This is a genomic window from Streptomyces sp. NPDC127177, from assembly GCF_042672475.1.
Lineage (GTDB): Bacteria > Actinomycetota > Actinomycetes > Streptomycetales > Streptomycetaceae > Streptomyces.
Genome location: NZ_JBHXUW010000026.1, coordinates 14,115 through 35,146, shown reverse-complemented (window position 1 = coordinate 35,146; position 21,032 = coordinate 14,115). Strand labels below are relative to the sequence as shown.

21 protein-coding genes and 1 tRNA gene are annotated in these 21,032 nt (G+C 69.4%); 13 read left to right on the top strand and 9 right to left on the bottom strand.

Annotation, left to right across the window (positions count from 1 at the left end; translation table 11 throughout):
• Positions 1 to 11: 11 nt before the first annotated feature.
• Genes ACFVJX_RS17895 through ACFVJX_RS17885 form a run of 3 tightly spaced genes read right to left on the bottom strand, consistent with a single transcriptional unit; the run spans position 12 to position 3,009 of the window.
• Positions 12 to 761: a TrmH family RNA methyltransferase gene (locus ACFVJX_RS17895; RefSeq protein ID WP_384122694.1), complete on the bottom strand. Its 750-nt coding sequence runs from the start codon at positions 759 to 761 to the stop codon at positions 12 to 14.
• Entirely contained in the window at positions 758 to 2,017 is a 1,260-nt protein-coding gene (locus ACFVJX_RS17890) for an HTTM domain-containing protein (RefSeq protein ID WP_384122692.1), read from the bottom strand. The genes ACFVJX_RS17895 and ACFVJX_RS17890 overlap by 4 nt, the downstream gene beginning before the upstream one ends.
• A complete protein-coding gene (locus ACFVJX_RS17885) occupies positions 2,014 to 3,009 on the bottom strand; it encodes a DUF5819 family protein (RefSeq protein ID WP_384122690.1) in 996 nt (331 codons plus the stop codon). Before ACFVJX_RS17885 ends, ACFVJX_RS17890 begins: the two co-directional genes overlap by 4 nt.
• A gap of 114 nt (positions 3,010 to 3,123) precedes the next feature.
• On the opposite strand from ACFVJX_RS17885, the gene paaA reads away from it, so the two are divergent.
• The 6 genes from paaA to ACFVJX_RS17855 all read left to right on the top strand — a co-directional run bounded on the left by paaA (position 3,124) and on the right by ACFVJX_RS17855 (position 8,062).
• Positions 3,124 to 4,179, top strand: coding sequence for a 1,2-phenylacetyl-CoA epoxidase subunit PaaA (gene paaA / locus ACFVJX_RS17880; RefSeq protein ID WP_384122688.1), 1,056 nt, complete (start codon positions 3,124 to 3,126; stop codon positions 4,177 to 4,179).
• Complete coding sequence (gene paaB / locus ACFVJX_RS17875; RefSeq protein ID WP_384122686.1) at positions 4,176 to 4,466, top strand: 1,2-phenylacetyl-CoA epoxidase subunit PaaB; 291 nt, start codon at positions 4,176 to 4,178, stop codon at positions 4,464 to 4,466. Before paaA ends, paaB begins: the two co-directional genes overlap by 4 nt.
• Positions 4,463 to 5,164 (top strand): 1,2-phenylacetyl-CoA epoxidase subunit PaaC, encoded by a 702-nt coding sequence (gene paaC / locus ACFVJX_RS17870; RefSeq protein WP_384122684.1) that lies wholly within the window; start codon positions 4,463 to 4,465, stop codon positions 5,162 to 5,164. The genes paaB and paaC overlap by 4 nt, the downstream gene beginning before the upstream one ends.
• Positions 5,158 to 5,664 (top strand): 1,2-phenylacetyl-CoA epoxidase subunit PaaD, encoded by a 507-nt coding sequence (paaD, locus tag ACFVJX_RS17865; RefSeq protein ID WP_384122682.1) that lies wholly within the window; start codon positions 5,158 to 5,160, stop codon positions 5,662 to 5,664. Before paaC ends, paaD begins: the two co-directional genes overlap by 7 nt.
• A complete protein-coding gene (locus ACFVJX_RS17860; RefSeq protein WP_384122681.1) occupies positions 5,665 to 6,723 on the top strand; it encodes a 2Fe-2S iron-sulfur cluster-binding protein in 1,059 nt (352 codons plus the stop codon).
• Between the two features lie 199 nt (positions 6,724 to 6,922).
• Positions 6,923 to 8,062, top strand: coding sequence for an acyl-CoA dehydrogenase family protein (locus ACFVJX_RS17855; RefSeq protein ID WP_384122679.1), 1,140 nt, complete (start codon positions 6,923 to 6,925; stop codon positions 8,060 to 8,062).
• 156 nt (positions 8,063 to 8,218) lie between these two features.
• Here ACFVJX_RS17855 and ACFVJX_RS17850 read toward each other — a convergent pair whose 3' ends face one another.
• From ACFVJX_RS17850 to ACFVJX_RS17835, 4 genes are all read right to left on the bottom strand, one after another.
• Positions 8,219 to 8,563: a rhodanese-like domain-containing protein gene (locus tag ACFVJX_RS17850; protein ID WP_384122677.1), complete on the bottom strand. Its 345-nt coding sequence runs from the start codon at positions 8,561 to 8,563 to the stop codon at positions 8,219 to 8,221.
• 46 nt (positions 8,564 to 8,609) lie between these two features.
• Positions 8,610 to 9,659 (bottom strand): hypothetical protein, encoded by a 1,050-nt coding sequence (locus ACFVJX_RS17845; RefSeq protein ID WP_384122675.1) that lies wholly within the window; start codon positions 9,657 to 9,659, stop codon positions 8,610 to 8,612.
• A gap of 58 nt (positions 9,660 to 9,717) precedes the next feature.
• Positions 9,718 to 11,181, bottom strand: a complete 1,464-nt coding sequence (locus ACFVJX_RS17840; protein WP_384122673.1) for a DUF2252 domain-containing protein — start codon at positions 11,179 to 11,181, stop codon at positions 9,718 to 9,720.
• A 233-nt stretch (positions 11,182 to 11,414) separates the two neighbouring features.
• Positions 11,415 to 12,563 carry a hypothetical protein gene (locus tag ACFVJX_RS17835; protein ID WP_384122671.1) on the bottom strand — a complete coding sequence of 383 codons (1,149 nt, stop codon included), beginning with the start codon at positions 12,561 to 12,563 and terminating at the stop codon, positions 11,415 to 11,417.
• A gap of 91 nt (positions 12,564 to 12,654) precedes the next feature.
• On the opposite strand from ACFVJX_RS17835, the gene ACFVJX_RS17830 reads away from it, so the two are divergent.
• Positions 12,655 to 13,119, top strand: coding sequence for a MarR family winged helix-turn-helix transcriptional regulator (locus ACFVJX_RS17830; RefSeq protein WP_384122669.1), 465 nt, complete (start codon positions 12,655 to 12,657; stop codon positions 13,117 to 13,119).
• Between the two features lie 14 nt (positions 13,120 to 13,133).
• Here the strand turns inward: ACFVJX_RS17830 and ACFVJX_RS17825 are convergent, their stop codons facing one another.
• Positions 13,134 to 13,484, bottom strand: a complete 351-nt coding sequence (locus ACFVJX_RS17825; protein ID WP_384122667.1) for a winged helix-turn-helix transcriptional regulator — start codon at positions 13,482 to 13,484, stop codon at positions 13,134 to 13,136.
• 125 nt (positions 13,485 to 13,609) lie between these two features.
• Between ACFVJX_RS17825 and ACFVJX_RS17820 the strand changes: the two genes are divergently transcribed.
• On the top strand, positions 13,610 to 14,221 hold the full coding sequence (locus ACFVJX_RS17820) for an FMN-dependent NADH-azoreductase (protein WP_384122665.1): 612 nt from the start codon (positions 13,610 to 13,612) through the stop codon (positions 14,219 to 14,221).
• 322 nt (positions 14,222 to 14,543) lie between these two features.
• Here the strand turns inward: ACFVJX_RS17820 and ACFVJX_RS17815 are convergent.
• A tRNA-Leu gene (locus tag ACFVJX_RS17815) sits at positions 14,544 to 14,626 on the bottom strand.
• 317 nt (positions 14,627 to 14,943) lie between these two features.
• Here ACFVJX_RS17815 and ACFVJX_RS17810 point away from each other — a divergent pair.
• The 5 genes from ACFVJX_RS17810 to ACFVJX_RS17790 all read left to right on the top strand — a co-directional run bounded on the left by ACFVJX_RS17810 (position 14,944) and on the right by ACFVJX_RS17790 (position 20,888).
• On the top strand, positions 14,944 to 15,837 hold the full coding sequence (locus tag ACFVJX_RS17810; protein WP_384122663.1) for an FhaA domain-containing protein: 894 nt from the start codon (positions 14,944 to 14,946) through the stop codon (positions 15,835 to 15,837).
• A 10-nt stretch (positions 15,838 to 15,847) separates the two neighbouring features.
• A complete protein-coding gene (locus ACFVJX_RS17805) occupies positions 15,848 to 16,363 on the top strand; it encodes an FHA domain-containing protein (RefSeq protein WP_384122661.1) in 516 nt (171 codons plus the stop codon).
• A gap of 129 nt (positions 16,364 to 16,492) precedes the next feature.
• On the top strand, positions 16,493 to 17,989 hold the full coding sequence (locus ACFVJX_RS17800; protein ID WP_384122659.1) for a Stp1/IreP family PP2C-type Ser/Thr phosphatase: 1,497 nt from the start codon (positions 16,493 to 16,495) through the stop codon (positions 17,987 to 17,989).
• A 23-nt stretch (positions 17,990 to 18,012) separates the two neighbouring features.
• Positions 18,013 to 19,431 (top strand): FtsW/RodA/SpoVE family cell cycle protein, encoded by a 1,419-nt coding sequence (locus ACFVJX_RS17795; RefSeq protein ID WP_384122657.1) that lies wholly within the window; start codon positions 18,013 to 18,015, stop codon positions 19,429 to 19,431.
• On the top strand, positions 19,428 to 20,888 hold the full coding sequence (locus ACFVJX_RS17790) for a peptidoglycan D,D-transpeptidase FtsI family protein (RefSeq protein WP_384122655.1): 1,461 nt from the start codon (positions 19,428 to 19,430) through the stop codon (positions 20,886 to 20,888). The genes ACFVJX_RS17795 and ACFVJX_RS17790 overlap by 4 nt, the downstream gene beginning before the upstream one ends.
• Positions 20,889 to 21,032 lie beyond the last annotated feature (144 nt).

The window sequence follows — 21,032 nt, the reverse complement described above, 5'->3', positions numbered from 1 at the left end:
CCCGGCGCCCCCTACGCCCCGGCCCCGGCCGTCTCCCCAGGAATCTCCGCATACCGCTGCACCCACGCGTGCATCGCGATCGCCGCCGCCGCCCCCGCGTTGATCGACCGGGTGGACCCGAACTGCGCGATGGAACACACCATCGACGCGTGCTTCCGGGCCTCCTCCGTCAGCCCCGGCCCCTCCTGCCCGAACAGCAGCACACACCGCCGCGGCAACGCGGTCCGCTCCAGCGGCACCGCCCCCGGCAGATTGTCGATCCCGATGATCGGCAGCCCCTCCGCCGCGGCCCAGGCGGTCAGGTCCGCAGTGTCGGGGTGGTGGCGCACATGCTGGTAGCGGTCGGTGACCATCGCCCCGCGCCGGTTCCAGCGCCGCCGCCCCACGATGTGGATCTCCTTGGCGAGGAAGGCGTTCGCGGTCCGTACCACTGAGCCGATATTGAAGTCGTGGCCCCAGTTCTCCACCGCCACATGGAAGTCGTGCCGCCGCAGATCAAGATCGGCGACGATCGCCTCCCGGGTCCAGTACCGGTACGCGTCGCCGACATTGCGCCGGTCGCCGTGCGCGAGCAGCTCGGGGTCGTATCGCTCGCCCTCGGGCCAGGGAAGCGGGTGCGGCCCGACGCCGATCTCCGCTCCGAACCCGTCGTCGTACTGGGCCGGCTCGTCCGCCGACGGATTACCACTGCTACTGCCGGCGCTGCCGCTATCGCTGCCGGTGCTACCGCTGCCGGCTGTGCTGCCGTTCTCGCTGCTCACCCGACGAGCGTATGGCCACCGCCGCCTCCGTGCTGCGGTGCCTCCCTGTCGTCGGCACCGCCCCTGGGCTCCGGCACCGAGCCACGCGCCCGGAACAGCAGATCCCGGCCGAGCGCGGCCCGCCCTCCCAGCCACACCAGGAAGACGGTCGGCAGGAAGACGGCATCCGCGGCGATCATGGCCATCGAGAAGAAGGGCAGCCCCAGCAGCAGGGCGATACCGGCGTGCTCGCAGATCATCACGACGAGCAGGACGTTCTTGACCCGCCGGTTGAACAGGGTGAAGGGGAACGCGACCTGCACGATGACCGTGGCGTACGTCAGCACCATCACCATCACACCGCTTGCCGCGAGGATGTCCGAGAGGGCGGGCCACGGTGTGAAGTAGTGGAGCTTGAGCGGGTAGTACAGCGCCGTGCCGTCCTGCCACCTCGAACCCTGGATCTTGTACCAGCCAGCGGTGGAGTAGATCAGGCAGACCTCGGCCATGATCACCACGAGGGTGGCGTTGTGGGCGAGGTTGGCGATGACGTCGAGCAGCGTGCGTGGCTCGCTGTGCGGTGCGTACCGGTTAACGGCCCACCAGGCGCCGTGGCCGGTCCACAGGACCCAGAACAGCACCGGCAGCCAGGCCGTTCCACCCAGGCTGTCCGTCACCGTGGCGCCGAGGAGGACGGCACCGAACGCCACCCACAACAAGGGACCGACCACATCGCCGCGCAGCGATCGCGCGGAAGGCCCCCCGTCGGCCCCCGCGACCTCCGTCGCACGGGCTCCGCGCGCCGCCCGGCGGGCATCCAGCGACCAGACCTGCCCGCACCGGGTCAGCACCATGTAGATCGCCATCAGGTGGATGACGTTGTCACCGCCGTCGCCCATGAAGATGCTGCGGTTCTGCAGCGAGAGCACACCGACCATGAACAGGACGGACATGGCGCGGGTGTGCCAGCCCACCAACAGCAGCGCGGCGGAGATCAGCGCCAGCGCGTAAACGATCTCGAACCAGACCGCGCTGCTCGACCACATGAGGGTGGTGAAGGCCTGGTTGTTCGAGATCAGCTGATCCGCCATGTCCCAGCGCCAGGGCGCGTCGGGCCCGTACATCTCGCGCCGGTGCGGCAGCTCGCGCAGCAGGAACAGCAGGTAGGTGGCGGAGAAGCCGATCCGGATGACGGCGCTCTGGTACGGGCCGAGGGACGAGGCGGTGATGCGCTGGACACCGCGGGCGAGCCTGCGGTCGGGGCCGGGCGTGCTCACTGGTCCGTCTCCTTCTGGTCCGCCGAGCCCTCGGGGAGGTCGGCCGCGGTGACGGTCCACCAGGGCAGTACCCGGTAGGACGGTTTCGTACTGGTCTTCTCGTCGCTCCACGCCGGCGCCGCGACGGACCGCACCTCGGAGCGGATCTGGATGCGTTCGACGGTACCGCCGTAGTCGTGTCCGCCGAGGCGCAGCATCACGATCCGGCGGATGTACTGCTCGGAGAGGGTGCCGCGCAGCCCGTTGGCACGGTTCCGGTCGTCGTGGGAGCCGAGGTAGAAGTCCCAGCCCCGGCGGAGTTCGTTCTGCTGGACGTGGCTGGGCAGCAGGTTGCCACGTATCGCGTTGCCGTCCTCGGTCGAGAGGTTCATCCAGGGGGTGGTGCGGCGGCCGTCGGTACCGGCTATCTCAGCCCGTACGTGCACGGCGATGTTCTGCTGCAGCGGATTGGGGGCGAAGAGCTTCCAGTTCTGCTCGAACTCGGGATAGATCCATTGGTCGACCGCCTTGCCGTGCTGCTTGGTCAGCGTGTTGGACGGCGCGACGTGCAGAAACACCATCGCCAGCTGAACGCAGGTGAGCAGCCCGATCACCGAGAGCGCCACGGCGGCGACGACCTGGTACGGAAACGACAGCCCCGCCATCCCGGCGCGAGGCTCCCGTTCGGGGGCCGGCTCGGCGGTCTGTTCGGCGGCCGGATCGGGTCGCCGCTCGGCGGTCGGACCGGTTCGCCGCTCGGCAGTAGGGTCCGCATCCGACCCGGGAATCGGCTCCGCATCCGACCCGGGAATCGGCTCCGCATCCGACCCGGGAATCGACTCCGCGTCCGACCCGGGAACCGGCTCCGGAACGGGGTCTGGGAGCGGTCCGGGAACCGGCCCCCTGGCCTGCCCCGGAACAGGCTCCGTGCGCGGCTCGGGAACCACCCCTGGTTCAAGACCGGCAACACGTCCGTCGCCGTCGCCGACGCCCCTGTCGTCGTACGAATCCATCCCGCCCCGATCCCCGTCGATCCCGGTCAGTTATCCACAGGGTTGACACCCTACGGGCCGCAGACTCACCATTGAAGACATTGAACCGAACGATCGGTCGGTAGGGAGTCCGGGATGGCGGCAGTGACTGCGGGCCAGACAGCGCAGGCGACAGCGGGCAGTACCGATGGGGCGCACGAGGCCCTGACGGCGGTCTTCGACGCGGCCGTGGCGGCCGACGAGCGCATCGAGCCACGGGACTGGATGCCCGACGCCTACCGCGCCTCGCTGGTCAGGCAGATGGCCCAGCACGCGCACTCCGAAATCATCGGCATGCAGCCCGAGGCCAACTGGATCACCCGCGCCCCCTCGCTGCGCCGCAAGGCCATCCTGATCGCCAAGGTGCAGGACGAGGCGGGGCACGGCCTGTACCTGTACAGCGCGGCCGAAACGCTCGGCACCGGCCGCGAGGAGCTGCTCGACAAGCTGCACGCGGGCCGTCAGAGGTATTCGTCGATCTTCAATTATCCGACTCTGACCTGGGCGGACGTCGGCGCGATCGGCTGGCTCGTGGACGGCGCCGCGATCACCAACCAGGTGCCGCTGTGCCGATGCTCCTACGGTCCGTACGCCCGCGCGATGGTCCGCATCTGCAAGGAGGAGTCCTTCCACCAGCGCCAGGGCTACGAGCTCCTGCTGGCCCTCAGCAACGGGACGGCCGCGCAGCACGAGATGGCACAGGACGCGGTGAACCGCTGGTGGTGGCCGTCGCTGATGATGTTCGGCCCGCCGGACGACGCCTCGTCGCACTCCGCCCAGTCGATGACCTGGAAGATCAAGCGGCATTCCAACGACGAGCTGCGGCAGCGCTTCGTCGACATCTGCGTCCCGCAGGCGGAGGTACTGGGCCTCACCCTCCCCGACCCGGACCTCCGGTGGAACGAGGAGCGCGGCCAGCACGACTTCGGAGCGATCGACTGGACGGAGTTCCAGGAGGTCCTCAAGGGCAACGGGCCGTGCAACGAGCAACGCCTCACCCAGCGCCGCCGTGCGCACGAGGAAGGCGCCTGGGTCCGTGACGCGGCGGCCGCCTACGCAGAGAAGCAGAACCGCGCCCAGCAGACAGTGGCAGCAGACGTTGTAGCAGACGTTGTACCGAACGTTGTACCGAACGGGGAGGCGACAGCATGAGCAGCTCGACCGACTGGCCGCTGTGGGAGGTGTTCGTGCGCTCGCGGCGCGGGCTGTCCCACACCCACGCCGGCAGCCTGCACGCCCCGGATGCCGAGATGGCCCTGCGCAACGCACGCGATCTGTACACCCGCCGGTCCGAAGGTGTCTCCGTCTGGGTGGTGCCGTCCACCCAGATCACGGCATCCTCGCCGGACGAGAAGGACACGTTCTTCGAGCCGGCGGGCGACAAGCCCTACCGCCACCCCACCTTCTACAAGATCCCGGACGGGGTGAAGCACCTGTGAGCGCGGCCCTCGCCCTCGGCGACGACGCACTGGTGCTCTCCCACCGGCTGGGGGAGTGGGCGGGCCACGCCCCCGTACTGGAGGAGGAAGTCGCCCTCACCAACATCGCGCTGGACCTGCTGGGCCAGGCCCGCCTGCTGCTCTCGCTCGTCGGTGACGAGGACGAGTTGGCGTATCTGCGCGAGGAGCGCGCCTTCCGCAACGTCCAGCTGGTCGAGCAGCCCAATGGCGATTTCGCCCACACCATCGCCCGCCAGCTCTACTTCTCCGTCCACCAGCACGGGCTCTACGAACAGCTGGCCGCCGGTGACGGCGAGTTCGCCGGGATCGCGGCCAAGGCCGTCAAGGAGGTCGCCTACCACCGTGACCACGCCGAGCAGTGGACGCTGCGCCTCGGCGACGGGACGGCGGAGAGCCACGACCGGATGCAGCGGGCGGTGGACGGGCTGTGGCGGTTCACCGGTGAGCTGTTCCAGCCCGTCGAAGGCCTCGATGTGGACTGGGCGGCCCTGCAGGGCGACTGGCTGGCTTCCGTCACCGTCCTCCTGGAGCAGGCCACGCTGACGGTACCGGCCGGGCCCCAGTCCGGTGCCTGGACGGCCGGAGCGGGCAGGCAGGGCATCCACACGGAGTCCTTCGGCCGGATGATCGCCGAGATGCAGCATCTGCACCGCAGCCACCCGGGGGCGTCATGGTGACGTGGACATCGCTCGAGGAGGAGCTCCGCGGCCTGGCGGGCTCCGTCCCCGACCCGGAGCTGCCGGTGCTGACCCTGGAGGAGCTGGGTGTGCTCCGGGGCGTGGAGGTGCTCGCGCCGGGCCGCGTCACGGTCCGGCTCACCCCCACCTACACCGGCTGCCCGGCGATAGAGACCATGTCCAGCGACATCGAGCGCGTACTGCACGACCACGGCATGACCGAGGTCTCCGTGGTCACCGTCCTCGCGCCCGCCTGGTCAACGGACGACATCAGCGCGGAGGGCCGCCGCAAGCTAACAGAGTTCGGCATAGCGCCCCCTCGGCCGCACGACGCCGCCTCCCCCTCCGCCGGACCTGTGCCGCTCACCCTGTCGGTGCGCTGCCCGCACTGCGGCTCCACCGACACGGAACTGCTGAGCCGGTTCTCCTCCACGGCGTGCAAGGCGCTGCGCCGGTGTGTGGCATGCCGCGAACCGTTCGACCACTTCAAGGAGTTGTAGATGTTCCATCCGCTCCGGGTCAGCGCGATCGAACGGCTCACGGACGATTCGGTCGCCGTCGACTTCGCCGTACCGCCGGAACTGCGCGAGACCTTCCGCCACAAGCCCGGCCAGCACCTCAATGTCCGCTACACCGTCGACGGCGAGGAGGTCCGCCGCTCGTACTCGATCTGCGCACCGGCCACCGAGCAGCCGGCCGACCCGGCACTACGGGTGGGCATCAGGCTGGTCGACGGCGGTGTGTTCTCCACGTACGCGCTCAAGGAACTGGCCGTCGGCGATCAGGTCGAGGCGATGCCCCCGATGGGGCGTTTCGTGCTCACCCCGCGCGCCGGGCAGTTCGCGGCGGTCGTCGGCGGCAGCGGGATCACCCCGGTGCTGTCCATCGCGGCGACGCTGCTGGCACGCGAGCCGGAAGCCTCGTTCTGCCTGATCCGCAGCGACCGGACCGCTGCGTCGACGATGTTCCTGGACGAGGTCGCCGACCTCAAGGACCGCTACCCGGACCGTTTCCAGCTGGTCACCGCGCTCTCCCGGGAGGAACAGCAGGCCGGGCTCCCCTCGGGCCGGCTGGACCGCGAGCGGCTCACCGGTCTGCTGCCCGCGCTGCTTCCGGTGGCCGAGGTGGACGGCTGGTATCTGTGCGGCCCCCTCGGCCTTGTCCGGTCCGCCGAGAGCGCACTGCAGGATCTGGGCGTCGACCGGACCCGTGTCCACCAGGAGATCTTCCACGTCGACGACGGGCCTGGCGCATCAGCCCTGCCCCGGATCGAGGCCCCCTCCGACAGCATGCTGACGGCGACCTTGGACGGCCGCTCGGGCAAGTGGCCGGTGCAGGAGGGCGAATCGCTGCTGGAGACGGTGTTGCGCAGCCGTTCCGACGCGCCGTACGCCTGCAAGGGGGGCGTGTGCGGCACCTGCCGGGCCTTCCTGGTCTCGGGCGAGGTGCGGATGGACCGCAACTTCGCGCTGGAGCCGGAGGAGACGGGCGCGGGCTACGTGCTCGCCTGCCAGTCCCATCCGGTGACCGGGGAGGTGGAGCTCGACTTCGACCGCTGACCGAAGCCTTCCGCGGCCCGTCCGCCCGTCGGTCGGCCCGTCCGCCCGTTCCGCCCATCCGCAGCCGCCCCTGCCACCGCCCGCGCACACCGCACACCGCACCCCACACCGCGACTGTTCCCTTCTTGTAGAACCTGTTCTATCTTGACGCTCCGTCAGGTCCGGGTAGGGGCACAGCGGTTCGTGGGAGGCCAGGACAGTGGACTTCACCTTCACCGAGGAACAGCAGGCAGCCGTCGAGGCGGCACGGGCGGTCTTCTCGGGCGTCGCGCCCGACGCGGTCCCCAGCCCCGCGCTCGTACCGGGCGCGGTGGCCGAGGACATCGACCGCCCGCTGTGGGCCGGTCTCGCCGCAGGCGACCTGCTGAGCCTGACGCTGTCGTCCGAGCACGGCGGGGCGGGCCTCGACCTGATCGCGCTCTGCCTGGTGCTGCGCGAGTCCGCGAAGGTCCTTGCGCGGGTCCCGCTGCTGGAAACGTGCGCGGTCGCGATGGTGCTCCAGCGCTTCGGCGACCGGGAGTTGGCCACCGAGCTGCTGCCGGCCGTCGGCCGGGGTGAGCTGGTCCTCACTGTCGGGGCCAACGGGCGCTCGGGCCACGACCCGGCCGAACTCGCCGTCACCGCAAGCCCGGACGGCTCGGACACCCGCTGGGTGCTCGACGGTGTGCAGACGGCCGTGCCGTGGGCGCAGACCGCGGACTGGATCGCGGTGCCCGCCCACACCGGTGCGGGCCGGGCGGTCCTGGCCCTGGTCCGTCGTGGCCACGAGGGCGTCACGATCGCCGAACAGGTCTCCACCAGCGGCGAACTGTTCGGCGAGGTACGGCTGGACGCGGTACGGATCGAGCGACGCGAGCTGATCGACGCCGCCGGTGCCTGGGAGTGGCTGCACGCGCTCCTCACCACCGGAACGTGCGCGCTCGCGCTGGGATTGGGTGAGGCGGTACTGGCGATGACGAGCCAGTACACCGGAAAGCGCGAACAGTTCGGCTTCCCCGTGGCGACCTTCCAGTCCGTCGCCGTGCAGGCCGCGGACCGCTACATCGATCTGCGGGCCATGGAGGTGACCCTCTGGCAGGCGGCCTGGCGGATCGCCACCGGCGGGAGCGGCACGCTGCCCCCGGCGGGCGACGTGGCCGTGGCGAAGATCTGGGCGTCGGACGGCGTCCGCCGGGTCGTACAGACGGCACAGCACCTGCACGGCGGCTTCGGCGCGGACACGGACTACCCGCTGCACCGCTTCCACGCCTGGGCGAAGCAGATCGAACTCTCCCTCGGCCCGGCCGCGGCCCATGAGGAGGCACTGGGCGACCTGCTGGCCGCGCACTCCCTCGACTGAACACACCGCACCGCGCCACACCGAGCCAGACCGAGACACACCAGGGAACCGGACAACCGGAACCCGGCCCTCCCGGCTCAGCTCCGCTCTCCCGGCTCAGCCCGGCTCAGCTCTCCCGGGCTCAGCTCGCCTCGCCTCGGCCCGGCTCGCCCAGGCTCAGACGACGAAGGCCTCGTTGCCGCTGTCGCTGACCATCGGGCGCCCCGCACCGTCCCAGGCGAGCATTCCGCCGTCGATGTTCACGGCGTCGATGCCCTGCTGCACCAGGTACTGGGTGACCTGGGCGGACCGGCCACCGACCCGGCACATCACGTGCACGCGCCGGCCGTCCTCCGCCGCTTCGGTCAGCTCACCGAAGCGGCCCACGAAGTCACTCATCGGGATGTGCAGGGCACCATCGACGTGCCCGGCCGCCCATTCGTCGTTCTCCCGGACGTCCAGCACGAAGCCGTCCGCCGGAACCGCCGCGACATCGACCGTGGGAAGCGGGCCGAAATTCATGGGTCATGCCTTCTCTCGTCAAGACGCTCCGGAGTCACCGGAAACGCTACTGCACCAGTCCCGCCAGCTCCGCCTCACGCTGGGAAACCTCACCCAGCAGCTGATCGGCGATCTCTTCGAGCAGGTGGTCCGGATCGTCCGGGGCCATCCGCAGCATGGCGCCGATCGCGCTCTGCTCGAGCTCCTGGGCGAGCACCGTCAGCAGTTCCTTGCGCTGGGTCAGCCAGTTCAGCCGGGCATAGAGCTCATCGGCCTCACCGAGCTCAGGTTCCGGAGCTGCGGGCCCGGCCGCCCACTCCTGGGCCAGCTCCTTGAGCAGTGTCTCGTCCCCACGGCCGTAGGCGGCGTTGACCCGGGTGATGAACTCGTCCCGGCGGGCCCGCTCCGTCTCGTCCTGGGCCAGATCCGGATGGGCCTTGCGGGCCAGCTCGCGGTAGAGCTTGCGGGCCTCCTCGGTCGGCCTGACCCGCTTCGGCGGCCGGACGGGCTGCTCGGTCAGCATCGCGCTCGCCTCGGGGGAGAGGCCGTCGGAGTCCATCCAGTCGTGGAACAGCTCGTCGACGCCCGGCATGGGCATCACCATGGACCGCGCCTCCTGCGCCTTGCGCAGATCCTCGGGGTCGCCGGTCCTGGCGGCCCGGGCCTCCGCGATCTGCGCGTCGAGCTCGTCCAGGCGGGCGTACATCGGGCCCAGCCGCTGGTGGTGGAGCCGGGAGAAGTTCTCCACCTCGACCCGGAAGGTCTCCACCGCGATCTCGAACTCGATCAGGGCCTGCTCGGCCACCCGCACAGCATGCGCGAGCCGCGCCTCGGGCCGCGCCTGCTCAGCGCTCCCGTCGGCAGCTCCGGCTGTATCTCCGGCGATATCTCCACCGGCACCGCCGTCAGCGGAACCCGCGTCGCCGGAGCCGGAACTCCCGGAACCGGCGCTCGCGGAACCGGCGTCAGCGGCACCTTCGCCCGCCACCGGGGCCTCGGCGGCGGCGGTCTCCGCAGGCGCGTCGGCCGGGCGGCCGGACTGCCCGTGCTGCTGGTCGTGGTCCGGCCGGTCATCGTCGTTCCGGGTGGTCGGCACCCCGGCGGCTTCGTGGGTCACCCGTCCAGCGTATGGCCACAGCCGACGCCCCGAAGACGCGCGGTCGCCGCAACGGGCGTCACACCCCGGGCTCGGCGGCTATCCGGCCCGAGCCGATCGCCTGCACGAGCTCGGCATGGTCCGCCTCCGTGCGGTCCGCGTAGGTCACCGCGAACGCCGCCACCGCCTCGTCCAACTCGTCGTTCTTGCCGCAGTAGCCCGCGATCAGCCTCGGATCGGCGCTGTGCGCATGAGCGCGGGCCAGCAGCGCGCCTGTCATCCGGCCGTAGTCGTCGACCTGGTCGGCCGCCAGGGCCGCCGGGTCGACGCTGCCCTTGCGGTTCCTGAACTGCCTCACCTGGAACGGGCGCCCGTCCACGGTCGCCCAGCCCAGCAGGATGTCGCTGACGACCTGCATCGTCTTCTGCCCGAGCACCACCCGGCGCCCTTCGTGCTCCACCTCCGGAACATCGAATCCCACGGCCGGCAGATAGGGCGCCAGCACCGAAGGCCTGGCCTCCTTCACCTGGAGCACCAGCGGCTCCCCCCGGTGGTCCAGCAGCAGCACCACGTACGACCGGGTGCCCACGCTCCCCGTGCCGACCACCCGGAACGCCACGTCGTGGATCGCGTAGCGCGCGAGCAGGGGGACCCGGTCCTGCGAGACGGTGCCCAGATAGTCGCCGAGCCCCGCCGCCACGGCGGCGGCCTCCGCGTCCGGCACACGGCGCAGCACCGGAGGCGAGTCGACGAAGCGGCGCCCGCCGTCCCCGGAGTCCTCCGTGGACTTCGCGGCGAAGCGCGCACTGGTGTTGTTACGGGCCTTCTCCGAGACCCGCTCCAGGGTGCCGAGCAGATCCCGCGCGTCCGTGTGCGAGACGAGTTCCTCGTCGGCGATGGCATTCCACGCGTCGAGTGTGGGCAGCTTCGCGAGCAGCCTCATCGTCCGCCGGTAGGCACCCACCGTGTCGTACGCGCCTCTGCGGCACGTCTCCTCGTCCGCGCCCGCCTCGCGGCCTGCGAGCACCAGCGAGGTGGCGAGGCGCTTGAGGTCCCACTCCCACGGCCCGGACACGGTCTCGTCGAAGTCGTTCAGATCGATGACCAGGTTGCCGCGCGCATCGCCGTACAGCCCGAAGTTGGCCGCATGCGCGTCACCGCAGAGCTGGGCGCCCACCCCGGTGACGGGGGTGCCCACGAGGTCATGGGCCATCAGCCCGGCCGAGCCCCGGAGAAAGGCGAACGGGGTGGCGGCCATCCGCCCCACCCGTATCGGCGTGAGCGCGGGCACCCGGCCCCGGTTCGACTCCTCGACCGCCCGCACCGCACCGGGCCTGCCCGCCGGCAGGGCCAGCGACTCGTGCGAGGAGCGGGGCACACGCTCACGCAGCGCCTTGCCCGCCTCTCTCGGCGACTGCCGACCGCCCCGCTTGCCCGGGTGAGCCCGGCGGGCGAACCCCGGCACAACCGGAATGCGCGGGCCGCCCTCCGTAGCCTCCTCCGCAGCCCTCTGCACCGGCACAGCCGCTTCGGTCTCGCTCATGACGCACAGCCTCCCCCGACCCGGCCGGAACCCGCCGTCCGGCGCCGCCCCGGTCCAACATCAACTACCGATGACGGTACCGCCGTTCACCGGCGGCCGTCTGCCCCTGTGGATGACCGGTCCGACCACCTGTGGATAACTCCCGTGCCTGCGGCCGCATGCTGGCCGGACTCCCGCTCAGGCCCTCTCACCGGCCTACTCCCAGCCCCGCTCAGAACCCGTTCAGACCCCTCTCAGACCCCGACCGCCTCTTCCATCTCCTCCTCCATCCCCTCCGCCACCGGAGCCGCCACCACAGCCTCCACCGGGGCTGCCACAGTCGCTGCCCCCGGGGCCGCGCTCATGGCCTCGCGCGCGGTCCCGTTCACGGCCTCGTCCACGGCATCGTTCACGGCTTCCCGACGCCTCCGCTCGGCCAGGCCGGCCACAGCTGTCACAACCAGGCCCGCCACGAACCAGAGCGCCAGGACCAGCACGTTCCCGCCGAGCGCGTGGCCGCCGAAGTACACATGGCTGCGGACTCCCTCGACGAAGCCGGCTCCGTTCCAGAAGGAGTGCAGCGCACCGAAGAAGCCGGGCTGCAGTTCGGGGCGGAAGATGCCGCCGGAGCTGGTGAAGTTGAGCATCACGAACAGCACCATGACGCCGAGCGTGGTCCACCGCTTGAGGAAGGTGTGCAGCCCCACACCGATCAGCAGGATGCCCGCCGAGTAGAGCCACGCCATTGCCCAGAGACCGCCGAGCCCGTGGTCCACGAGCCCGAACAACGGCCCCGCGAACACCGCCCCGATCACACTCACCACGAACGACGCGGCAACCGCCAGCCCCGCCCTGATCCGGAGCGCAAGGACCGCACCGGCCCCGCCGATCACCGCGACGGACGCGTACGAACCGATGCTCACCGCGACCAGCAGGAAGAAGATCCCCTGCCCGGTCGGGTCGCCGTCCGCGGTCGGGGCCGTGTCCGTCACCTTCAGCGGAGCGCCCTGCCCGGCCGCCACCTCGGTGAAGACCTTCTGCACCACCGTGGCGCTGGTGTCGGAGGACGCGGTGGCCACCAGCAGTTCGGGGCTCTTCCCCGGCAGATAGGCGCCGTAGCTCGTCTGCGTCCTCAGATGGCCGGCCGCCGTCGCGCGGTCGGGGACGGTACTGACGCTCAGCGCCCCGTCCCCCTTGTCCTGCAGCGTCTGGGCGAGCACCTGCGCGCTCGGCCCCGAGCCGACCACGTCCACCCGCAGATCGTGCGGCTCCGGGGCGTGGAATGCCCCGAGGTAGGCGAGCCCCATACCGACGCACATCAGCAGTGGCGTGACGAGGTGGCTCAGCACATGACGCAGTGCGGCGGCAGTGGAGCCGGCAGCGGCACTCGGGCCTGTGGACATCGGGGAACTCCAGACACTTCGAGAGGTAGTTGGCTTTTACAACTCCCATTTCGTTGTACTATACAACTGAACTTTCGAGGAAGGCGAACCCGTGCCAGGCACCCCCGGAGAACGCGAAGAGTCGCTGGACGTCATCCAGCGCGAACTGACCGCCTTCGCGCGCCGTGCGCGCGCCGCCGCGGCCCGCCTCCACCCGGAGCTGCCGCTGGTCTCGTACACACTGCTGGCCCACATCGACGACCGGCAGGGCTGCCGCGCCACGGATCTCGCCTCGCACTACATGCTGGACAAGTCCACGGTCAGCCGGCAGGTCAGCACACTGGAGAAGCTCGGCCTGGTCGAGCGCCATCCGGATCCGGCCGATCACCGCATCCAGGTACTGCACCCCACCGAGGCCGGAACGCGGGCACTCGCCTCGACACAGGCAAGCCGTCGCGCCGCCTATCAGGAACGCCTGGCCGACTGGTCCGCGGAAGACCTGGACCGGTTCGCCACGTACCTGCTGCGCTACAACTCGACGAGCGACCCGGCCGGCCCGCAGCCCCCCGGCTCCTGACCCGGCCTCCCGGCTCAGCAGGCGCCGCCGCCACCGCCCTTCAGGTACGTCTCCGCCCAGTGCCCCAACTCCTTGAGCGCGGGCTCCATCGCGGCGCCGGCCTGCGTCAGGCGGTACGAAACCCGCAGCGGTGGCCCCTCGTCGACCTCGCGGACCACCAGGCCGGCCGTTCCGAGTTCGGACAACCGATCCGAGAGCATGCGCTCACTGATGCCCGGAATCGCCCGCCGCAGGACGGCGAAGTGCACGGGCTGCTGAAGCAGCACGGAGACGATCGGCCCGGTCCAGCGCTTGCCGAACAGCTCGAAGACGCGACTGATGCTCACGTCGACCTGCCGGCACCCCTGCTCGCTGTCATCCGCCATACGCACAGGGTACTGCGCTGGAATACTGGGCTTACGATTAGTAAGCCACTATGTTATTACTAGGTGCATACGAAAACTCGGCCCGCCTCATGGCCCGCCGCCCTACCGAAACCGGGGAGACCCCCATGGCCACACTCCTGCACATCGACTCCGCCGTATCCCCCGAGGGGTCCGTCTCCCGCGAGGTCACGGCCGCATTCGTGCAGGCCTGGCGCGAACAGCACCCCGACGGTCAGGTCGTCTACCGCGACCTGGCAGCCGAGCCGCTTCCGCACCTGAACGCCGAGGCGATCGCCGCCGGCGCCGAGCACCCGCTGCGCGGAGAGCTCGCGGCCGAGCTGGCTGCGGCGGACGCGGTCCTGATCGGCGCACCGATGTACAACTTCACGATTCCGTCGACCTTGAAGGCGTGGCTCGATCACGTGATCATCGTCGGCCACAACGTCGGCCCCGACGGCCCGGTGGCCGGCACTCCGATCACGGTCGTCGCCAGCCGGGGCGGCTCCTACGCCGCCGGCACGCCGCGCGAGAACGCCGAGTTCGTCCAGAACTACCTGGCGACGCTACTGACATCGATGTTCGCCGCCGAAGTCGACTTCATCGTCCCGGAGCTCACCCTGGCCCACACCACGCCGCAGATGGCCGAGCTCATCCCGCTCGCCGATACCTCCCGCGCCAAGGCGTTCACCGACGCCGCAGAGAAGGCCAAGGCCCTCGCATCCCGGCTCGTCGCCTGAGCCGTGCAGAAGGGCAGAAGGAAGGCCGGGGCCCCCGCGGGCCCCGGCCTTCTCGCGTCCCGCATCCGCATCGCAGGCCATGGGTCACAGGTCACAAGTCAGGCGTCAGTCGCACGGATCACAACTGGGGCGTTTCACGTGAAACCAAACCCAGCACCAATCCACAGCAACCCGACAGCAACCCGACAGCACAGACAGGCGATACAGGCAGGCGACACGGACCAAACAGGCCAGACGCCCCTGAGGGCCCGGAGACCCTGGGAACCCTGGAGACCAAACCGAAGAAGCCCCGCAGACCAAGGTCTGCGGGGCTTCTCTCTTGTGCGCGAGGGGGGATTTGAACCCCCACGTCCCTAAGGACACTGGCACCTGAAGCCAGCGCGTCTGCCGTTCCGCCACTCGCGCATGAGTGGTGTTTCCAGAAGTTCTCACTTTTCGGTGCGAGCCCCTGGCGACATCCGGAAGATTAGCACGCTGGACAGGGTGGATTCACATCCGTTTGTTTCGACGAACGCCTGACGGGAACCGGGAACCCGGACCGGCTGCCCCCCACTCCTCCTGAGTGCACCCAAGGTGCGGGACACTGTCAGGAGAGCGCCTCTACGATCCGTGTGAGGCGGGACACTCATCCGCAGTGCAGACAAGGGGAACCAGCCGATTTCCCGACGCGTGGATACGATCAGTAAGCAGTACAGGGACGACGACACCGGAGGAGGTGCCGCATGGGAGTCATGAAGCGTTTCGAGCAACGTCTCGAAGGTCTCGTCAATGGCACTTTCGCCAAGGTCTTCAAGTCCGAGGTGCAGCCGGTCGAGATCGCGGGAGCCCTCCAGCGGGAGTGCGACAACAACGCCACCATCTGGAACCGCGAGCGGACCGTCGTCCCCAACGACTTCATCGTCGAACTCAGCGCCCCCGACTACGAGCGGCTCAGCCCGTACTCCGGTCAGCTCGGCGACGAGCTCTCCGGCCTGGTGCGGGACTACGCCAAGCAGCAGCGGTACACGTTCATGGGCCCCATCAAGGTCCACCTGGAGAAGGCCGACGACCTCGACACGGGGCTCTACCGGGTCCGCAGCCGCACGCTGGCGTCGAGTTCGTCACAGCACGGACAGCCCGACCCGCAGGGGTTCCAGAACCAGCCCGGACAGCAGGCCCAGCCCGCCCGTCCCGGCCAGGGGCGCCCCGCAGCCCCTCAGGCCCCCGGTGGCTACGGCTACCCGCCCAGCTCCGCCCCGCCCATGCCCGCGGCCCCGCCGCCGGGCGCCGGGCGGCCCGCGACACCCGCACCCGACCGGCGCCCGCCGGCCACTCCCAGCCCCCTGCCGAACACGCAGGTGCGACGCTGGATCGAGATCAACGGCACCCGCCATCAGATCTCCCGCCCGACGTTGGTGATGGGACGCAGCACCGACGCCGACGTGCGGATCGACGACCCCGGCGTTTCCCGCCGGCACTGTGAGATCCGGACCGGAACGCCCTCGACGATCCAGGATCTTGGGTCCACCAACGGCATCGTGGTGGACGGGCAGCACACAACCCGCGCTACGCTCCGCGACGGCTCGCGGATCGTCGTGGGCAACACCACCATCGTTTACCGGCAAGCCGAAGGGTGAAGCGGGGGCAATGTCAGAGCTGACCCTTACGGTCATGCGGCTAGGTTTTCTGGCTGTTCTGTGGCTGTTCGTGATCGTGGCCGTCCAGGTCATTCGCAGCGACCTGTTCGGAACGCGCGTGACGCAGCGCGGCTCACGCCGCACTGCGACCGACGCGCGCCCGCCGCAGGCACGCCAAACCGCCGCGGCACCGCCGCAGCAACGCCAGCAACCAGGCCGCCAGCGCCGGGGGGCACCGTCAAAGCTGGTCGTATCCGAGGGCACTCTCACCGGCACAACGGTGGCGCTCCAGGGGCAGACCATCACGCTGGGCCGGGCCCACGACTCAACGATCGTGCTGGACGACGACTACGCGTCCAGCAGGCATGCCAGGATCTACCCCGACCGTGACGGCCAGTGGATCGTCGAGGATCTCGGGTCCACCAACGGCACGTATCTGGACCGGACCCGTCTCACCACCCCGACGCCTGTTCCGCTGGGCGCGCCGATCCGGATCGGCAAGACCGTCATCGAGCTGCGGAAGTAGTACGACAATGAGCGAGCGGAGCGAGCGAGCCGCGGCGGCCCGGGCATCGGACCCGGCCGGGCTCCCGACCGGAGGGTGGGCAGTGTGGCTCGAGACCGGCTGTACCCCGAACCGACGGGCGAGGTGCGCATGAGTCTTTCCCTGCGCTTCGCCGCCGGATCGCACAAGGGCATGATCCGGGAAGGAAACGAGGACTCCGGCTACGCCGGTCCCCGCCTTCTCGCCATCGCCGACGGAATGGGCGGCCAGGCGGCCGGAGAGGTCGCCAGCTCCGAGGTGATCTCCACCCTCGTCCAGCTGGACGACGACGTCCCGGGCTCCGACATCCTCACCTCGCTCGGTACGGCGGTCCAGCGGGCCAACGACCAGCTGCGCATGATGGTCGAGGAGGACCCGCAACTGGAGGGCATGGGCACCACGCTCACCGCCCTCCTGTGGACGGGCCAGCGGCTCGGCCTCGTGCACGTCGGTGACTCACGCGCGTACCTGCTGCGTGACGGCGTCCTGACCCAGATCACGCAGGACCACACCTGGGTCCAGCGTCTGGTCGACGAGGGCCGGATCACCGAGGAGGAGGCCACCACCCACCCGCAGCGCTCCCTGCTGATGCGCGCGCTGGGCAGTGGCGACCGTGTCGAACCCGACCTCTCCATCCGTGAGGTCCGGGCCGGCGACCGCTATCTGATCTGCTCCGACGGCCTCTCCGGCGTCGTCTCCCACCAGACGATGGAGGAGACGCTCGCCAGCTACCAGGGCCCGCAGGAGACCATCCAGGACCTCATCCAGCTCGCTCTGCGCGGCGGCGGCCCGGACAACATCACCTGCATCGTCGCCGACGTCCTGGACGCCGACAGCAACGACACCCTGGCCGGTCAGCTCAACGACACCCCGGTCATCGTCGGCGCCGTCGCGGAGAACCAGGCCGCCCAGCTGAACGACGGCGGCGCGATGGAGACCCCCGCCGGACGTGCGGCCGGGCTCGGCCGCCCCGTCCCGCCGCCCGCGGGCGGCTTCGGCCCCCCCGGCAGCGGTGACGACGCCGACTACGGCGGGATGCCGGACGGCTCCTTCGGTTCCTACTCCGACGAGGACTTCGTCAAGCCCGGCGGCCGCAAGTGGCTCAAGAGGTCGCTGTACGTCGTGCTCGCGCTGGCGGTCATCGGCGGAGGTCTGTACGGCGGGTACCGCTGGACCCAGACCCAGTTCTACGTCGGCGCGAAGAACGACAACGTCGCGCTGTACCGCGGCATCAGCCAGGACCTCGCGTGGGTCTCGCTCTCGAAGGTGGAGAGCGATCACCCCGAGATCGAACTCAAGTACCTCCCGCCCTACCAGCGCAAGCAGGTCGAGGCGACCATCGCCGAGGGCAACCTGGCCGACGCCCGCGAGAAGATCACCGAACTCTCCGACCAGGCCAGCGCCTGCAAGAAGGACGCACAACGCCGCGCGGCCGAGAAGAACGCCCCCAGCGACGAGGGCCAGGCCGGCGGTACGGACAAGGGCACCACCAAGACGTCCGCAAAGTCCGGCGTCACCAATACCGAGCAGACTTCCGCGACTCCCACTCCTGGTCCCAGCCTCTCGGAGGAAGAGAAGAAGCTGGTCCCGCAGTGCGGTAAGCAGTAAAGCCGTAGGGGGCCTTCAGCACCATGAGCGTTGTCACCAACACGACCACGATCGGCGCGATCGACGCACCGAGCCGGCGCAACACCGAACTGATGATGATGGCCTTCGCCATCGGCATCTCGGTGTTCGCCTACGCCAACGTGGGGCTTGCCATGGACGGCAAGATCCCTTCCGGCATGTTCGGATACGGGGCGGGACTCATCCTGCTCGGCGGCGTCGCCCACCTGGTGGTGCGAAAGTTCGCGCCCTACGCCGACCCGCTGCTGCTGCCGCTGGCCACCCTGCTCAACGGGCTGGGGCTGGTACTGATCTGGCGGCTGGACCAGTCGCAACGACTGATCGACCGTGCCGAATACCTGTACGGCTCGTTCAGCCCGGATGCACCGAAGCAGCTCCTGTATTCGGCAATCGGTGTCGCTCTCTTCGTCGCCGTGCTGGTGTGCCTCAAGGACCACCGCATCCTGCAGCGCTACACCTACATCTCCATGGCCGCCGCGCTCGTCCTGCTGATCCTGCCGATTTTCTTCCCTTCGGTGAACGGCGCCAAGATCTGGATCAGTCTCGGCCCCTTCTCCATCCAGCCGGGTGAGTTCGCCAAGATCCTCATCGCGGTGTTCTTCTCCGGCTACCTCATGGTGAAACGGGATGCGCTGGCGCTGGCCAGTCGCCGCTTCATGGGTCTGTACCTGCCGCGCGGACGCGACCTGGGCCCGATCATCACCATCTGGGCGCTGTCGATCCTGATCCTCGTCTTCGAGACCGACCTCGGTACGTCCCTGCTGTTCTTCGGCCTCTTCGTGATCATGCTGTACGTCGCCACGGAGCGGACCAGCTGGATCGTCTTCGGTCTCGCGATGTCGGCAGCCGGTGCGGTGGGCGTGGCGTCCTTCGAACGCCACGTGCAGTCGCGTGTGACCGCCTGGCAGGACCCGTTCGCCTGCTACACGACCGACCCGAGCGGCGCCTGCGAGCAGATCTCCAACGCCATCATGTCCTTCGGTTCCGGCGGCACCCTGGGCACGGGCTGGGGGCAGGGCCACTCCGACCTGATCGGCTTCGCCGCCAACGCCGACTTCATCCTCTCGACTGTCGGTGAGGAACTCGGACTGGCCGGGATGATGGCCGTCCTGCTGATCTACGGTCTGATCATCGAGCGGGGTGTCCGCACCGCCCTCGCCGCCCGCGACCCGTTCGGCAAGCTCCTGGCGATCGGCCTCTCCGGCGCCTTCGCGATCCAGGTCTTCGTCGTAGCCGGCGGCGTCATGGGGCTCATCCCGCTGAGCGGTATGACCATGCCGTTCCTCGCCTACGGTGGCTCGTCCGTTCTGGCCAACTGGGCACTGATCGCCATTCTGATCCGGATCAGCGACACCGCCCGGCGTCCGGCGCCGGCCCCCGCGCCCACTTCCGACGCCGAGATGACCCAGGTGGTCCGCCCGTGAACAAGCCCCTGCGCCGGATCGCGATCTTCTGCGGAATCCTCATCCTGGCCCTGCTCGTCCGCACCAACTACCTGCAGTACGTAAGGGCAGACGAGCTCAACACCCGCGACGAGAACCGCCGCGTCCGTATCGAGCGGTACGCGCACGAACGCGGCAACATCATCGTCGACGGCGGCAAGGCCGTCACCGGGTCCAAGGAGACCAAGGACAGCGACTTCAAGTACAAGCGGGTCTGGGAGGACGGGCCCCTGTGGGCGCCCGTCACCGGCTACTCCTCGCAGGCCTTCGGCGCCACCCAGCTGGAGAGCATCGAGGACGGCATCCTCACCGGCAACGACGACCAGCTCTTCTTCGACCGGACGATGTCGATGTTCACCGGTGAGAAGAAGCAGGGCGGCAACATCGTCACCACGCTCAACTCGGACGCGCAGAAGGCCGCCTTCGAGGGGCTCGGCGACAAGAAGGGCGCCGTCGCCGCGCTCGACCCGGAGACCGGCGCCATCCTGGCGCTCGCCAGCACCCCCTCGTACGATCCCTCGACCTTCGCGGGCAACTCCAACGCCGACACCAAGGCCTGGCAGAAGCTCGGTAAGGACAAGGACAAGCCGATGCTCAACCGGGCGCTGCGCGAGACCTACCCGCCCGGCTCGACCTTCAAGGTCGTCACCGCGGCGGCCGCCCTCGAGAACGGCCTCTACGACGATATCGACGGGAAGACGGATTCACCGCTGCCGTACCAGCTTCCCCAGAGCACCCAGCCTCTCCCCAACGAGAACAACATCCCGTGTGAGAACGTCTCGCTCAGGGAAGCCCTGCGGATGTCCTGCAACACGGTCTTCGGCAAGATCAGCGACGACCTGGGCAACCAGAAGATGATCGACGAGGCCGATAAGTTCGGCTTCAACAAGGAAGTCTTCACCCCGGTGCGCGCCAGCGCGAGCGTCTACCCCAAGGACAACCGGCCGCAGAACGTCATGGCGGGCATCGGCCAGGCGTCCAACCGCGCCACGCCGCTCCAGATGGCCATGGTGGCTTCGGCCGTCGCCAACGACGGCAAGCTGATGCAGCCGTACATGGTCGCCAAGCGCCAGTCGCCCGGCCTGGACGACATCTACACCCATGAGAAGGAGCAGCTCAGTCAGCCCCTCTCGGGTGAGAACGCCCAGAAGCTGCAGAAGATGATGGAAACCGTCGTCGAGAGCGGCACGGGTAAGTCGGCCAAGATCCCCAACGTCACCGTCGGCGGCAAGACGGGTACGGCCCAGCACGGTCTCGGCAACAGCGAGAATCCGTACGCCTGGTTCATCTCGTACGCGAAGACCGACGGCGGCTCCCCGGTCGCCGTCGCCGTGGTCGTCGAGGACAGCAACGCCAACCGCGACGACATCTCCGGTGGCGGCCTGGCGGCCCCCATCGCGAAGAAGGTCATGCAGGCCGTCATCGACGGCAAGAAGTGACGCCCATCACGCCGGGCACCATATCCGCACGTTGGGATACCGGTCGGATATCAGGTATTGCCTGCAGGCTGATCAGGTAGTGCGCGGCCGGTAGCGTATGCGCGAACAGCACACCGCCGGACCGCACACCGGTGCGGTCAGGAC